General features: G+C 70.3%; 11 protein-coding genes. 6 read left to right on the top strand and 5 right to left on the bottom strand.

Annotated elements, in window-relative coordinates; all coding sequences use genetic code 11:
• Nucleotides 1-43 precede the first annotated feature (43 nt).
• From ABID97_RS29245 to ABID97_RS29230, 4 genes are all read left to right on the top strand, one after another.
• The gene (locus ABID97_RS29245; RefSeq protein WP_354402993.1) at nucleotides 44-409 is read left to right on the top strand and encodes a hypothetical protein; all 366 of its coding nucleotides are present in this window, start codon (nucleotides 44-46) and stop codon (nucleotides 407-409) included.
• Between the two features lie 158 nt (nucleotides 410-567).
• On the top strand, nucleotides 568-843 hold the full coding sequence (locus ABID97_RS29240) for a hypothetical protein (protein ID WP_354402991.1): 276 nt from the start codon (nucleotides 568-570) through the stop codon (nucleotides 841-843).
• Nucleotides 844-1,009: 166 nt separating this feature from the next.
• Entirely contained in the window at nucleotides 1,010-2,011 is a 1,002-nt protein-coding gene (locus ABID97_RS29235) for a phosphotransferase enzyme family protein (RefSeq protein WP_354402990.1), read from the top strand.
• Nucleotides 2,012-2,160: 149 nt separating this feature from the next.
• Nucleotides 2,161-2,631, top strand: coding sequence for a DUF6130 family protein (locus tag ABID97_RS29230; RefSeq protein WP_354402989.1), 471 nt, complete (start codon nucleotides 2,161-2,163; stop codon nucleotides 2,629-2,631).
• Nucleotides 2,632-2,657: 26 nt separating this feature from the next.
• Here the strand turns inward: ABID97_RS29230 and ABID97_RS29225 are convergent, their stop codons facing one another.
• Together ABID97_RS29225 and ABID97_RS29220 are read right to left on the bottom strand one after the other, a co-directional pair.
• Complete coding sequence (locus tag ABID97_RS29225) at nucleotides 2,658-3,656, bottom strand: tripartite tricarboxylate transporter substrate binding protein (RefSeq protein WP_354402988.1); 999 nt, start codon at nucleotides 3,654-3,656, stop codon at nucleotides 2,658-2,660.
• A gap of 60 nt (nucleotides 3,657-3,716) precedes the next feature.
• Nucleotides 3,717-4,781: a tartrate dehydrogenase gene (locus ABID97_RS29220; protein WP_354402987.1), complete on the bottom strand. Its 1,065-nt coding sequence runs from the start codon at nucleotides 4,779-4,781 to the stop codon at nucleotides 3,717-3,719.
• 108 nt (nucleotides 4,782-4,889) lie between these two features.
• Between ABID97_RS29220 and ABID97_RS29215 the strand changes: the two genes are divergently transcribed.
• The gene (locus ABID97_RS29215; protein ID WP_354402986.1) at nucleotides 4,890-5,825 is read left to right on the top strand and encodes a LysR family transcriptional regulator; all 936 of its coding nucleotides are present in this window, start codon (nucleotides 4,890-4,892) and stop codon (nucleotides 5,823-5,825) included.
• A 38-nt stretch (nucleotides 5,826-5,863) separates the two neighbouring features.
• Nucleotides 5,864-6,613, top strand: coding sequence for a TerC family protein (locus ABID97_RS29210; protein ID WP_354402985.1), 750 nt, complete (start codon nucleotides 5,864-5,866; stop codon nucleotides 6,611-6,613).
• A 29-nt stretch (nucleotides 6,614-6,642) separates the two neighbouring features.
• Here the strand turns inward: ABID97_RS29210 and ABID97_RS29205 are convergent, their stop codons facing one another.
• From ABID97_RS29205 to ABID97_RS29195, 3 genes are read right to left on the bottom strand one after another with little or no spacing between them, the layout of a single operon-like run.
• Nucleotides 6,643-12,222: an alkaline phosphatase D family protein gene (locus ABID97_RS29205; protein ID WP_354402984.1), complete on the bottom strand. Its 5,580-nt coding sequence runs from the start codon at nucleotides 12,220-12,222 to the stop codon at nucleotides 6,643-6,645.
• A gap of 33 nt (nucleotides 12,223-12,255) precedes the next feature.
• Complete coding sequence (locus ABID97_RS29200) at nucleotides 12,256-14,031, bottom strand: hybrid sensor histidine kinase/response regulator (protein WP_354402983.1); 1,776 nt, start codon at nucleotides 14,029-14,031, stop codon at nucleotides 12,256-12,258.
• Between the two features lies 1 nt (nucleotide 14,032).
• Entirely contained in the window at nucleotides 14,033-14,716 is a 684-nt protein-coding gene (locus ABID97_RS29195) for a response regulator (protein WP_354402982.1), read from the bottom strand.
• Nucleotides 14,717-14,915: the final 199 nt, after the last annotated feature.

Raw genomic sequence — 14,915 nt, 5'->3', positions numbered from 1 at the left:
TCGAGTCCGCCACTCGGCTTTCGAACGGATCACTTCGCACAGCATGTGCAAGGAACCCATGAAATCTTGCTGCCCCCAGTGTTCCGCTTCGATTCCCGGCGGATTGCTTGTTTGCCCGGTTTGCGGCCTCCACGTCGATTCGGAAGCTGCCGAACGAGCGAGGGGAGAGCCCGACACCGGCCCCCGCTGGCTCTGGATCGTGTTCGTCGCGGTTCCGTTGCTGGTTGCAGGCACGGTAATTTTTGCCTTTCTGCTCTCGTGGAGCGGACCAAGAGGCGCCCTTCCGGGCTTGGCATTCATGGGAGTGGGCCTGTTCGTCATCGTGGCGAAAAGACCGATGGTCATGCTCTTTTCCCGTGCGTCCGGCGTTGCCGCAGTGGGCGTTCTGCTCTACATGTTCCTGCGCTAGCAACGTTTCGACTCATCAATAGGGTCCGATGCCCTTGACAGTACCGTCGTTCTATGTCGGCTGGCCAGGTACACAGAACACTTGCTTCAGCCTACATTTCGACGACAGAAAGGGGCCGGCTTTCCTTGACTGAACAGCGCCGGCAAATGGGAGATCGAATGCCGCTCTTGTTCCTGATGAGGTTGCAGCACACCCCGCTGCCCGTGCGGGTCGTGCAGCCCGAAGAAATCCGCAATGTCTCGGTGCTCGTCGCCACGGGCCTGATCGAGGCGGAGATCGCGCCTCTCAAGCCGACCGACCCCTATGCCGCGTCGCGGATGGCGACGGTGATGCGCATCACCGAGGACGGGCTGGCAGAAATCGCGAAGATGGGCGAGATGCCCAAGCTCGTGAAGACCTCGATGCAATTCGCCCGAGGGCTGCGCTTGATGTGAAAGGCCGCGACGCGTGGGAGCGCAAGGCACCCCCAACGCGTGCCACCGGTCATCGGCTCTCTCGATGGCCATGACCTGGCCGAATACATTGAACATGTGCCGCATGCCGGGTCTCCTTGGTGCGCTGCGCACGCAGCATAGACTCGGTGTTTTCCTTCGAGACTCCATGGAATTCGAGATCGCGCAATCCACGCCGACCGCGGCCAGCATCGCGATGCTGGTGCAGTCGCACTACAACCTCGGAGAAGTGATCGAGAGCGAGTTCCTGCGGCGCAGCTTCAACCAGGTCTACAGGCTGCGTTTTGCCAGCGGCCGGCAGGTGGTGGCACGCCTCTGTGCCGAGCGTCCGCGCGGCGGCCCCAATGCATCGTTCGAGGCCGCGGCGCTGGAGCACTGGGCAGCGCTCGGGTGCCGCGTCGCCCGCTGCCTGCCGGCTGCCGACGGCGAAGTGGCGATACACGCCATGCTGCCCGAAGGCCGCCGTGCGCTGATGCTGTTCGAGTACCTGGATGGCGAGGCCACCGGCGATTCGGCCGAGGACATCGAGGCCCTGGCGCACGGCCTGGCCGCACTGCACGCGGCCGGCCAAAGCTTGCAGGGAACGGGCAGCATCTATCGCCTGGACCTGGACTACCTCTTGATGAAGCCGCTGCAGGGGCTCTTGCGCGCGCCGACCATGACCGCGGAGCTGCGCACGCAGTTCGCGGACCTGGGACAGCGCCTGCACGACGGCATCCTGGCGCTGGGCGAACTCGCCCAGGTGCTGTGCCACGGCGATGCGCACGGGAGCAACAACTTCGTGGTGCCGGGTCCCGGGGGAAAGCGGGAGGCGGTGTTCTTCGACTTCGACGAGATCGGCCCGGGCTATCTCGCCTACGAGCTCGCGGTTTATCCCTGGAGCCTGTATCCGCGCGCACCGGACGTGCCGCCGAGCGACAAGGTGACGACGCAGTGGCGGCACTTCGTTTCAGCCTATCGCGAAGCGCGGCCCGTCGCGGACGTCGACCTTGCCGCCATCGCGCGCTTCATGGCGGTGCGGCAGTTCTGGCTGCTCGGCGAGTACGCGGGGCGCATTCCGGTCTGGGGCTCCCAGGCCATTCCGACCGACTACCTGCGGCGGCAGGTCGGCATGCTGCGCGCATGGGAAACGCTGGAGCTGCCGCTGTAGGAGCGCCTCGCGCCGCTACCGCCAGCCGGCGGAAGCGAAACGTACTGTGTCGGTTTCCAGCGTGGATACACAGGCATACGCCTTGTGCGTCGCGACGGCCCTGGCGCGCCCAAGATCCGGACATCGCCCATCCGCATCAAGGAAACACAGTGCCCTCCCTCCCGAACCTCCTGAGACCGCTCGCCGCCGCCAGCGCCCTCGCCCTCTTCTGCGCCGCATCGTGGGCAGAGGCCGCCACCGATCCCGCCCGCCCCGCGGCGGTGATTCCGGTCGCCTCGGAGGCGCCCGCGAAGCTCGTCGTGTATCCGCCGCTGGCCGAACCGCTGGCGCGCGGCGTCGTCATCGTTCAGTACCGGACCGAGAACCTGCGCATCATCCCGGTGTTCGGCAAGGCGGCCGTCGAGGTGTCGCCGCGGGTCGGCCACCTGCACGTGACGGTCGACGACCGGCCCGGCACCTGGGCCCACACGAGCGGCGACCCGATCATCGTGGTCGGCCTCAAGCCCGGGCTGCACAAGATGCTGATCGAGCTTGCCGACCCCAGCCACAAGATCCTCGGCAGCGAAACGGTCTCGGTGATCGTTCCGGAACCGAAGGCGGCGGAATCCCACGCGCACTGACCCGTCGATGGCCAGGTGGCCCCGGTTCATTCGATCGTGACCTTGCCGTCTTTCACGAGCTTGGCGAACTTGGTGGTTTCTTCGCGGATGCGGGCCGCCATGTCGGCCGGGCTGTCGCCGATCGGATCGGCGCCGATCGCGCGCATCCGCTCGCCGAACTCGGGCGACCTGATGATCCTGGCCATCTCGGCGTTGAGCTTCGCGACGATTTCCTTCGGCGTTCCGGCGGGCGCCAGCACGCCGAACCAGGTGCCGATGTCGAAGCCCTTGAGCCCGGCCTCTTCGAGCGTAGGCACATCGGGCAGCACGGCGGAGCGCTTGGCCGTGGTGACGGCCAGCGCGCGCAGTTTGCCGCCCTTGATGTGCTGCAGCACCGGCGTGATGGTGTCGAAGGACATGGCCACCTGGCCGCCGAGCAGGTCGGTGGTCAGCGGGCCGCTGCCCTTGTAGGGCACGTGCAGCAGGTTGACGCCGGTGCTGGCCTGGAACTGCGTGCCGATCAGGTGCTGCGCCGTGCCGTTGCCGTTGGAGCCGTAGGCCAGCTCCCTGGACGATGACTTGGCGAGTGCGACCAGCTCGGCGACCGACCTGGCCGGCGTGAGCGTTGCATTGACCACCAGCACGTTGGGCACCATCGCCACCGTGGTGATCGGCGCCAGGTCCTTCTGGAAGTCGTACGGCAGCTTCTTGTAGACGCTGGTGGCGATGGTGTGATGCACCGCGCCCATCAGCAGCGTGTGTCCATCGGGCCTGGCCTTGGCGACGTAGTCGGCGCCGAGCGTGGCACCGGCGCCCGGCTTGCTTTCCACGATCACGGGCTGGCCCAGGCTCCTGGACAGCGCATCGGCGAGTGCGCGGGCCAGCACGTCGGTGGTGCCGCCCGAAGGGAACGGCACGACCAGGCTGATCGGCTTGGACGGCCACGGCTCCTGCGCCGCCGACCAGGGTGCGGCGCACAGGCCGAGTGCCGCAACGGCGGTGGCCGCGAGGGCGCGTCGCCCGATGGCGAATCGTTGGATCTTCATGATGTCTTGTCTCCGGGTTGGCGGTCTGCGCCGTACTTGTTCGGTCTGCCGCAGGAACTGCTATGCGAGCTGCGCGCACACGGCCTGCGTGACCTGCGCGGTGGTGGCGGTGCCGCCGAGGTCCCGCGTGTGGAGCGCCGGGTCGGCCGTGACGGCTTCGACGGCCTTCATGACGCGCTGCGCGGCCTCGGATTCGCCGAGGTGCTCCAGCATCATCACGACCGACCAGAAGGTGCCGACCGGATTGGCCAGGCCCTGGCCCATGATGTCGAAGGCCGAGCCGTGGATCGGCTCGAACATCGAGGGATAGCGCCGCTCGGGATCGATGTTGCCGGTCGGCGCGATGCCCAGGCTGCCCGCGAGCGCGGCGGCCAGGTCGCTGAGGATGTCCGCATGCAGGTTGGTCGCGACGATGGTGTCGAGCGACGCGGGCTTGTTGATCATCCGCGCGGTGGATGCATCGACCAGTTCCTTGTCCCAGGTCACGTCCGGGAACTCCTTGGAGATCTGCAGCGCGATCTCGTCCCACATCACCATGGCGTGGCGCTGCGCATTGCTCTTGGTGATGACGGTCAGGAGCTTGCGGGGGCGCGACTGTGCGAGGCGGAAGGCGAAGCGCATGATGCGTTCCACGCCGGCGCGCGTCATCATCGAGACGTCGGTGGCGGCTTCGATCGGGTGGCCCTGGTGCACGCGGCCGCCGACACCGGCGTACTCGCCTTCGGAGTTCTCGCGCACGATCACCCAGTTCAGGTCGTCCGGCCCGCAGCGCTTCAGCGGCCCGTCGATGCCGGGCAGGATGCGCGTCGGACGCACGTTGGCGTACTGGTCGAAGCCCTGGCAGATCTTGAGGCGCAAGCCCCAGAGCGTGATGTGGTCGGGAATGTGCGGATCGCCCGCCGAGCCGAACAGGATCGCGTCCTTGTCGCGCAGCGCATCGAGGCCGCCTGCGGGCATCATCACGCCGTGCGCGCGAAAGTAGTCGCCGCCCCAGTCGAAGTTCTCGAACTCGAAGCTGAAACTGCGTTCGGCCTGGGCCAGCGCTTCGAGCACCTGCCGGCCGGCGGGCACCACTTCCTTGCCGATGCCGTCGCCGGGAATGGTTGCGATCTTGTACGTCTTCATGGGGGTTGGGTCCTTGGTTCGATGAGGCCGATTCTGTCGGTTGCACCCGAGGGCGCCGCGCAGTTAAAGTGAATCCATCCTTAACTGCAAGTCAACAATCAAGCGACCATGAACCCAGGCATCCAGCCCTCCGAACTGGGCTTCTTCGTGCAGATTGCGACCGGCGGCAGCCTGAGCGCCGCGGCCCGCAACCTGGGCGTGTCCACGCCGGCCGTGAGCAAGCGGCTGTCCCAGATGGAGCAGCGGCTGCGCACGACGCTGGTCAACCGCACCACGCGCCGCATGAGCCTCACGCCGGAGGGCGAGGTGTTCCTCGAACATGCGCGCCGCATCCTCGGCGAGCTCGACGACCTCGACCAGCTGCTGGCCAAGGGCAGGGGCTCGCCGAAGGGCCTGCTGCGCGTGAATGCCACGCTGGGGTTCGGCCGGATGCACGTGGCGCCCGTGATCTCGCGCTACAGCCGCCTGTGCCCCGACGTGGAGGTGCAGCTGCAGCTCTCGGCCGATCCGCCGCCGCTCACCGACGATGCCTTCGACGTCTGCGTGCGCTTCGGAGAACCGCCGGATGCGCGGGTGATCGCCAGGCGCCTGGCGCCCAACCGGCGGCTGCTGTGCGCCTCGCCCAGGTACCTGGCCCAGCGCGGCATGCCGGTGGTGCCGAGCGACCTGGCGCGCCACGACTGCATCGGGATCCGCCAGGGCAACGATGCCTACGGCGTCTGGCGGCTGTCGAGCGGAAAGGGCCGCCGCGAACACACCGAGAGCATCAAGGTGCGCGGCGCGCTGACCACCAACGACGGAGAGATCGCGGTGCGCTGGGCGCTCGACGGGCACGGCATCGTGATGCGCGCGGAGTGGGACGTCGCGCGCTATCTCGCGAGCGGCCGGCTGGTCCAGGTGCTGCCGCAGTACCGCACGCCCAATGCCGACATCCATGCCGTGTATGCGCAGCGGCACCAGCTCTCCTCGCGCATCCGGGTGTTCGTCGATTGCCTGGCGGAATCGTTCGCGAAAGCGCTCTTGCCGCCCGCCCCGCTGCCCTAGACTGTTGGCGTACGCCCAACGCACTGAAAAGGAAATCGATGCTTGAACTCCTGACGGACCCCCAGGTCTGGATCGCCTTTGCAACGCTCACTGCGCTCGAGCTCGTGCTGGGCATCGACAACATCATCTTCATCTCGATCCTGGTCGACAAGCTGCCGCCCGCCAGGCGCGAACTCGCGCGCCGCGTCGGCCTGTTCATGGCCATGTTCATGCGCATCGGTCTGCTGCTGGTGCTCGCCTGGATCGTCGGCCTGGTGTCTCCGCTCTTCTCGGTGCTGGGCAAGGACATCTCGGGCCGGGACCTGATCCTCATCCTGGGCGGGCTGTTCCTGATCTGGAAGAGCACGAGCGAGGTCCACCAGTCGCTGGAAGGCGGGCACGAGCAGAAGGCCAATCCGGTCACGGCCACCTTCGCCTCCGTCATCCTGCAGATCATGGTGATCGACCTGGTGTTCTCGCTGGACTCGATCATCACGGCCGTGGGCATGGTGGACGACGTGCGCGTCATGATCGCCGCGGTGATCGTGTCGGTCTTTCTCATGATGCTGTTCGCCGGACCGATCGGGCGCTTCGTCTCGAACCATCCGACCATCAAGATGCTCGCGCTGGCCTTCCTGGTGGTGGTGGGCGTGGTGCTGGTCGCCGAAGGCTTCGGACATCACGTGCCGAAGGGTTATGTGTACTTCGCGATGGCGTTCTCGCTGGGCGTGGAGATGCTCAACATCCGGCTGCGCAAGAAGTCGACCAAGGCCGTGGAACTGCGCCCGCCGCACATCCCCGGCGACTGAGGACCGAGGCAGGTCCGGCAGGTCCGGCGCTAGGCGCGCGCGAAGCGCGCCGGACCTTCCACCGTCCAGCCGTTGCCGCCCGCGGGATCGAGGTCGCGCTCGCACTGCGTGAGTCCCTCGTCCAGGTCCAGCGTGACGCCGATGCGCCAGTGACCGCCCGCGCCGCGCGCCACCTGCAGCATCGCGAAGCCGTTGCCGGTGCCCACGGCTGCGGTGGCCATGGTGGCGCGGAAGGCACCGGGCACGGTCCCGAGCTCGACTTCGCCGTCGAGCCAGAACGCGTCGGGCCGCGCATTGACGAAGGGCCAGGGCGCATACAGGCCCGAGGACACGACCGAGATCACCTCCACCGGCCCCGATGCCGACTGCAGCCAGAGGCTCGAAACGCTCGACATGTGCCGGTCGCCCGAGAGCACCACGACATGGCGCGCACTGGTGTCGCGCAGCAGTTCGAGCAGTGCACGCTGCGAGGCCGGGTACCCGCTCCAGTCGTCGAGCCCCAGGCGTTCCGACGGGTCGCCGAACACGGCGGCGCGCGGCATCGGGAACAGCGCCACGGGCGAGACGATGAACTTGGGCAAGCCGGCGGGCGCGGCCACCAGCCACTTCGCGAGATCGCCCATGCCGGCCCCGGCGCGGATCGCCGCCTGGGCGAGCGGCGTGGCGGCGCTCGCCGCTGGCGCGTCGGCGCGCAGCGTCCGGGCCTGCCGCATGCTGCGCGTGTCGAGCATGCAGAACGGGAAGCCGGCCGGCGCGATGCGGTAGTCGAAGGGCCGCTGGTCGCGGTGCGCCGCGGCGCCGTGCACCAGCTTGTGCTGCTGCGCGAAGTAGCCGTCGAGCGCGGCGCGCACCCCCGGCGTTGCGTAGGGGTCGGGCCCCGGCGTCCAGTCGTCCATCACCTCGTGGTCGTCGAGCAGCGGATAGGTCGGCAGCGACGCCATCACCTGGCGCAGCGCCTCCAGCCTGAAGGTGAGCGCATAGGCCTGGCCCACGTCGTCGCCGCCGGCCGGCACGAAGAGCCCCGCCGTCTGGTCGACATACACCTGGTCGCCGGCCAGTACCAGCAATTGCGGCCTGTGCGGTGGCGCGAGCAGTTCGAGCCGCTGAGCCAGCCGCCGGTACGAAGCCTGCGCGGGCACGCGATCGACCAGGCCCGGCACGTACTGGCAGCTCGCCAGCGCGAAGCACAGCGAGGCCTGCGCCGGCTCGCCCTCGAGCTGCACGGCGCCGGTCCATGCCGGATCGAGGCGCACCACGGCGCGCTCGCGCTGCGCGTCGGTGGCCGCGTCCAGCGTTCGCATCACCTCGACGCGGACCGGCTCGATGGGCTCGTCCTGCGGCGCCGCGAACAGCCCGGCGGCGAGCCTGCGGCCCAGCACTTCGACGGGCCCGCGCGCCACCGGCAGGTCGTCGTGCACGGTCAGCACCGCAAAGCCCTGGTACTCGGCGAGCCGGTCGTCGAAGAGGTCGATCTCCAGCGCCTCCTGCTGCAGCGTCTCGCGCGTGGTCGCAAGGCCCACCATCCACGGGTAGTCGAAGCACCAGCGCCCCGCGCGGCGCCAAGCGGGCACGAACACCACGGCGCGCGCCGACACATGGGCCGGCGGCGCGCGCAGCGCCAGGCGGCAATGCAGCCGTCCCGCGTTGCCGCCCGAACGGCTCGCATGGCCGAGCCAGGGGCCGGTCCACGGCAGGCGGGCCAGCCAGTCGGGCGGCACCGGCCTGCCGGCGCCGGGCTTCTTGTCGAAGACTTCGAGGAAGCGCACGATGTGCGGGAACACGTCGGTGCAGGCCTTCTCGCCGATCAGCGTGTCCTGGTGCCCGTAGGCGCCGAGCACCAGCAGCTGGTGCGGCGTGCCTTCACCCAGGAACAGGTCGCCGCCGGAGGGCCTCGAAGGGTCCGACGGATCCGGCAGCGCCGGCGGTTCCCGCGACAGCCCGCCATCCTTGCCGAACACGCGCTTGAGCAGCCAGAAGCTCTCGTACGAGCCGCGCCAGTCGAACACCGCGTTGCGCTGCCCATGCAGCATGAAGACCGGAAAGCCGAAGCGCTCGCCGAGCTGCTCGAAGCCCACGGCGTGGGCCTGGCCCCCGGCGTCGGTCAGCACCTCTTCGCGCGCATAGTGGCCGACCTGCGCGAGGCCCCGCAGCTTGACGAAGCCGTAGATCGAATCGAGCGCATCGAGCGTGTCCTTGCCGATGTTGTGCAGCCGCATGGTCTGGCCGAAGATCGCATCGGCCCGGTGCCGCACAGCTGCAAAGCCCGGCGCGCTGCGCAGGCGCGCGGCTTCGCCGTCGTCGTCGGCATAGGGAAAGGTCGCCAGCAGGCCGTCGACGAGCAGGCGCTTCATGGGCGTGAGCGCGGGGCGCGTGTCGAACTCGTCCACGCCGATGAACTGCTGCAGGTAGCCCGCCACATAGCCGCGGAACCGGTTGAAGGCCGTGGCGCGCAGCAGCGGCCCGACCTGCGACAGCACCACCGCGCCGATGGACGCATGCAGGCCCGGCAGGCGCAGCACCGCCGCACTGAACATGGCGGCGCCGATGCAATGCGCCACCACGTCGACCTGGACCGGTGCCGCACCGGCCGGCATGGGATACGCCGCCTGCACGGTGCGCAAGGCGTCGGGAATGTCGGCCTCGGCCACTTCGTCGAACGACCAGTAGGCACGCGGCGGGCATGCAAAGCCGATGCTGGTGCGCAGGTCGAGCAGCCAGACCTCGCGCCCGGCCTCAAGCAGCGTGTGCACCAGGTTGCCGGGAATGCTCCTGTGCGCGAAGGTGGAACCGCTCGCGCCGTAGCCGTGGATCAGCATCACCGGCCGCGTGCCCGCGCGGCGCACCGGCGGGCGGTAGCGCGACAGCAGCCGCGGCGGCGTGCCGGGCGTGCCAGCCACGGCTGCGATGTCGACCGGCTCCGGCTGCACGCCATTCACCTCGCCAGGCAGGCGCTCCCAGTCGTGCAGCGGCGAATCGGGCGGCGGCACGAAGCTCAGCAGGTGGATCTGCAGCACCATGCGCAGCACCCAGAGCGCGAGCTCCGCAAGGTCGCCGAGCTGGTTGGGCATGTCCTGCTGGTGCTCGACGCGCAGGAGCGGCTGCAGCTGCTCCACGAAATACGAAGGGTCCAGCACCATCCGGCCGAGCGGCTTCGTCCCTTGCGCGTCGACCTGGCGCAGCTCGCCCTCGCTGAGCTGGCGCCACGGGTTGCCGCCCTCGACGAAGGCGATGCGCTTGGTGAGCCGCAGCCGGTCGCCCACCTTCAGCGGCGCACCGTGCTCGACGCGCTCCACGGTCCAGTCGTATTCGATCAGCCGCGCCTGGCCGAGGTGCGAGCACAGCGCCAGCAGGTCGGCCATGACCGGGCCGTCGAAGGCCACGCCGTCCTCACCTTCGTCGTTGCCGTCGACCGCGGTCGCCGCGGGCGCGCGTGAAGCGATCAACACCTTCGCGAGCGCCAGCAGCTTCCTTCGCGCCAGCGCATGGCTGCGCAGGATGCGCTCGATGCTGTCGCTCTTCTCGCGCACCAGCATCGAGGCGGTGCCGCTGCAATACGCGACGGGCGCACCGTCGCCCTCGCCGAAGCGCAGGCGCACCAGCGGCTGGGCCAGCGCGCGCGGCGTGGCACGCAGGGCCGGCACGTCGACGGGCTCGAACGCCACCTCGGCGCTCAGCGCGAAGGCCTGGCCGTCGATCTGCACGCGGCCCGTCATGCGCTCGCGCAGCGAGATTCGCGTGGGCGCGGGCGCGCGAGGCAGGCTCAGGTCGCGGCGCAGCGGCCGTTCCGACGGCGGCGGCTGCGACGCTGCGGCCAGCGCCAGGCCCCACTGCGCGGCCAGCATCGGCACCGCGCGCTCGGCCAGCGCGGCGATGGTGAGCGAGGGATTGATGCCGAGCGAGACCGGCACGATCGAACCGTCGAGCACCGCGAGCCCCGGCAACAGCGACGGCGAAGCGGACGCGCCGTCGAACACGCGGCCCCAACTGTCGACCACGCCCTGCGCGGGGGTGTCGGCCATGCGGCAGCCGCCGAGCGGATGCACCGTAAGCACCGAGCCCGGCGCATCCAGCAGGCCCGAGAGGCTGCGAAAAGGCGGCAGCGGATTCCACAGCGGGCTGGGCAGCACGCGTCCGCCGAGGCCGCCTTCGCCGTCGTGCACCGCATGCAACGCACGCATCTGGGCCGCGAACACCGGAAGGGCCGCAGCCTTGTGCCACGCGACGCGCACCCGTGCATCGGCCAGCAGCGCCTCGCGGCCGCCATCGCCGGCCAGCTCGATGCGGCCGGCGGCGCCGTCGTCGCCCATCATTCCGTAGACCGGCGTGCGGCGCAGCATCGCGTCGTCCAGGGCCAGCGGGTCGCGCGCCTCGTCGGGCGCATGCAGGTCGAGGTCCGTGTCCGCGAGCGCATGCAGCGCGCCGGTGGTGGCGACCACCTCGGCCAGCAGGCGGCGCAACGGCGCGGGAATGGCGAACTCCTCGATCACCAGCGGGCGCCCTTCTTTTTCTGCGCGCGTGCGCAGCAGCCCGGTGATGGTCGGCCCGATGCCGCGCTGCGCCGGCGCCTCGCCCTCGGTTGCGCAGGACAGCGCTTCGGCGTCCTGCCCGGCCGCCACCGCGATCATGTCGCCGTTGGCCGAAAAGCCCTGGCCGAGCGCCTGCGAGACGGGCAGTCCCGCATCCCTGGAGCGCAGCAGCAGTTCGGTGGAACCGAGCGTGCCGGCGGCCACCACGACCTGCCGGGCGCGCACCACGTAGGGCCTCGCGTTGTCGGTGCGTGCCTTGCGGCGGTCGGTGAAGAAGAACTCGACCGCATAGCCGGCGCCTGCCGGGAGGGCCGCGATGCGATGCGCGGTGCCGCCGGTGAACAGCCGCGCACCCTCTGCACGGGCCAGCGCCAGGTAGTTGGTGTCCAGCGATTTCTTGGCGCGGTGGTTGCAGCCGCTCACGCAATCGCCGCAGCGCAGGCACCGGTGCATCGCCACCTGCGCCGGGGTGCGCGTGCCGTCGGCGAAGGCGATCGCGACATGGGCCTTGCCGCGCGAGGCGCCGGGCAGCCGCTCGCCGGCCCTCATCAGGGAATCGAGCTTGGAGACGCTCTCGGGGATCTGCTCCAGCGCCAGCATGGCCTCGGCCTGGACGTAGCCCGGCGCCAGCGCCGCGAGGTCCAGGCCCGCGGGCCACGCGCCGGCCGCGAAGGCATCGGCCGTGGCGCGCTCCATCACCGCCGCGTTGATGAGCGAGCCGCCGCCCAGCCCGTTGCCCACTAGCGCATTCACCTCGCCGCCCAGGCGCAGGTCGAACAGCCCGGAAGCATTGCCGCGCGCGGGGCGGCCGTCCTGCATGCTGAAGCGCACATGGCCCGGCAGCTCCGCGAAGGTGGCGGGAAATTCGCCCGGCAGGTATTCGCTGCCGCGCTCCAGCAGGTAGACCCTGGCCGTCGCGCCGTCCGCGGCTTGCGCGCCCGCGAGCCGCGCGGCCGCCACCGCGCCGCCGTAGCCGCTGCCGATGACCAGCACCTCGCAGTGCAGCGCATCGGGCGGTGCCGCAAGGATCTCCCGCACCAGCACCTCGGCCCCTTCGGAGAGCAGGCGATCGCCGTCGTTCATGTTCGACTCCTCGCGCGATGGCTCGCGGATTTTTCAGGAACCTTCGATGGCTGCGGCCAGCGCGCGGCCGAGCCCCCGGTCGTCGACCGGCTTGCGCAGCAGCGGCAGCGCCTGGCGCCGCGCGGCCTCGACCACGGCCGGGCCGGTGTCGGCGGTGACCATGACGATCGGCAGTGCGGGCAGTGCGGGCGATGCGCGGCGCTGCCCGCGCAGCCGCTCGGCGGCTTCGAAGCCCGAGACGCCGCCGCCGAGCCGGCAGTCGACCACCACCGCGTCGGGCTCCCCGACCTGCGCCAGCGCCTCGTCGAGCGTGGCGGCGGACAGCACGCGGCAGCCCATCGCCCCGAGCGCGTTGAGGTAGGCGCCGCGCACCATCGGGTCGTCCTCCAGCACCAGCACGCAGCGCCCGGCCAGGCTCCAGGGCGCGCCGCCGCGCTCACCTTCGGGTGCGCCGGCGTCCGGCATGGCGCGCGGCAGCCGCAGGCGGAAGCAGGCACCCGCACCGAGGCTGGACTCGAGCTCGACCGGCACGCCCAGCAGTTCGGCCATGCGCCGCACGATGCCCAGGCCGAGGCCGTGCCCCGCGGCATGCGCAGCGGCGGCGCCCACCGCCTGGAGCTGCACCAGGTCCTCGAACACGAGGCGATGGTTCTCGGGCGCGATGCCGGGGCCGCGGTCCTGCACGGTCAGCTCGACCTCGCCCGTCGATGCGCCGGGGGCATCGCGCACGCAGACCTGCACTTCGACCTGCCCACCCGTGGGCGAGAACTTGATCGCGTTGTCCACGAGGTTGGCCAGCATGCGGCGCAGCAGGTCGGGGTCGGTCTGCACTTCCAGGCCCGGCGGACAGTCCGCGCGCAGCCCGACATCGCGCGCCGACGCCGCCGCGCCGAAGCTCGCCACCACGGCGGTCAGCAGCCGGTCGATCCGCACGCGCTGGGGCTGGGCAACGACCACGCCGGCATCGAGCTTGGAGACATCGAGCAGCGCGTCGAGCATGGCGCGCAGCTGCTCCAGGCTGCTGTCGACCACCTCGACGATCGCGCGCGCATCGGGCGCCATCGCCACGTGCCGCAGCGCGCCCACGTTGAGCGCCATTGCCTGCAGCGGCTGGCGCAGGTCGTGGCTGGCGCCGGCCAGGAAGCGGCTCTTGTCGTTGTTGGCGCTCACCGCCTGGTCGCGCGCGATGGCCAGCTGCGCGCGCTCGAACTCCAGCGACTGGGCCAGCGCCTGGTTCTCGGCGCGGATGCCGAACGACTCCTCGAAGGTCGCGAGGTTGCGCCGCGCGAAGCGCGTCTGCACGCCGAAGAACATCAGCACCAGCGCGCCCACGCCCCAGCCGAGCCAGCCGCCGGCCAGCAGCCACATGGCTGCGGTGGGCACGAAGAGCAGGCCCGCGTAGACCAGGAAAGCGGGCATCACGGTGGCGCTGGTGGACACCGCGCCCGCACCCCACGACACCAGGATCATCGTCAGGACGGCATCGAGCGTCGGGTCGAGCTGCACCATGAACAGCGCCGCCGAGCCGTTGCAGGCGCCGATCAGCACGTTCCAGTTCACGGTGGCGCGCAGCCGCTCGCCGATGGGGCGGGTGCGGTCGGCGGCCATGCGCGCGAGCGCCGCGGCGCGCCACTCGCGGCTGGCGATCACGGCCGCGAACCAGCCGAGCACCCAGGGCGCCGGAACGTCGCGCCACACGATGGCCGCCACCACCACGGCGGTGAGCAGGATCTGCCAGCGCAGGCCCACGGCCTGCTCCGCAACCACCTGCAGGCGCCGTTCGTCGAGCTCGTCGCGCGCGGCGGCCATGCTAGGTGGCCTCGAGCGCCCATGCCGCCTGCGCGTCGAAGACGCGGCACAGGGCGTCGGTGCGGTTGCGCGCGCCCAGCGCCCGGTAGACCATCGACAGGTGCACCTTCACCGTGCCCTCGGCAATCAGCAGCTGGCGCGCGATCAGCTTGGCCGGCATGCCGCGGATGGCCAGCGCCAGCACCTGGCGTTGGCGCGGAGAGAGCTCGACGCGAAGGAAGCGGGCGAGGTCTTCGCGCGGCAGTTCGTCGGCGTCGCGCGCGCGGGTCACGTCGTCGGCCAGCACGAACTCGGCCGGCAGGTAGACCCGGTGGCGCAGCACCACGCGCAGCGCCGCCTCCATGTCCTCGAGCCGGTACGACTTGGGAATGAAGCCGGCCGCGCCGGCCTCGATGACCTCGCGCACGCGCTGCGGCGAGCTCTCGGCCGACTGCATGCACACGGGCGTGGCCTCGAAGTGCGCCTTCACGGCCTTGAGCGCGGCCACGCCGGAGAGCTGGGGCAGGTGGTAGTCGAGCAGCAGCAGGTCGATGCCGGCGGCGTCCAGCTGGCAGGCCTGTTCGGCGTCCCGCACGGCTTCGAAGTGGAACGGGCGGCCGGGTTCGATCTCGGCGGCCATGCGCTCCAGCAGCAGGCGCGTGCCGTTCCAGACGATCTCGTGGTCATCGACCAGCAGAACCTTCATACAGGCCTCTCGTCTACGTTGACCCTCCCCGTGCTGGATGCAGGTTAGCGCAAAGGCCCCCAATAAGCGAGCGCCCGCACCTACACCAAAGGCCTAGTCCGACGGCCACCCGCACCCTGCCGCGGGACTAGGCCGTGCCCTCGGTCGCGGAGCGGCGGCGACCTAGGCGCTGCGTTCAATTGTTGCGGCGGACGCCGCG

This window comes from Variovorax sp. OAS795 (assembly GCF_040546685.1).
In the GTDB taxonomy this organism is placed as follows: domain Bacteria; phylum Pseudomonadota; class Gammaproteobacteria; order Burkholderiales; family Burkholderiaceae_C; genus Variovorax.
This window is presented reverse-complemented; position numbering and strand designations above follow the sequence as displayed.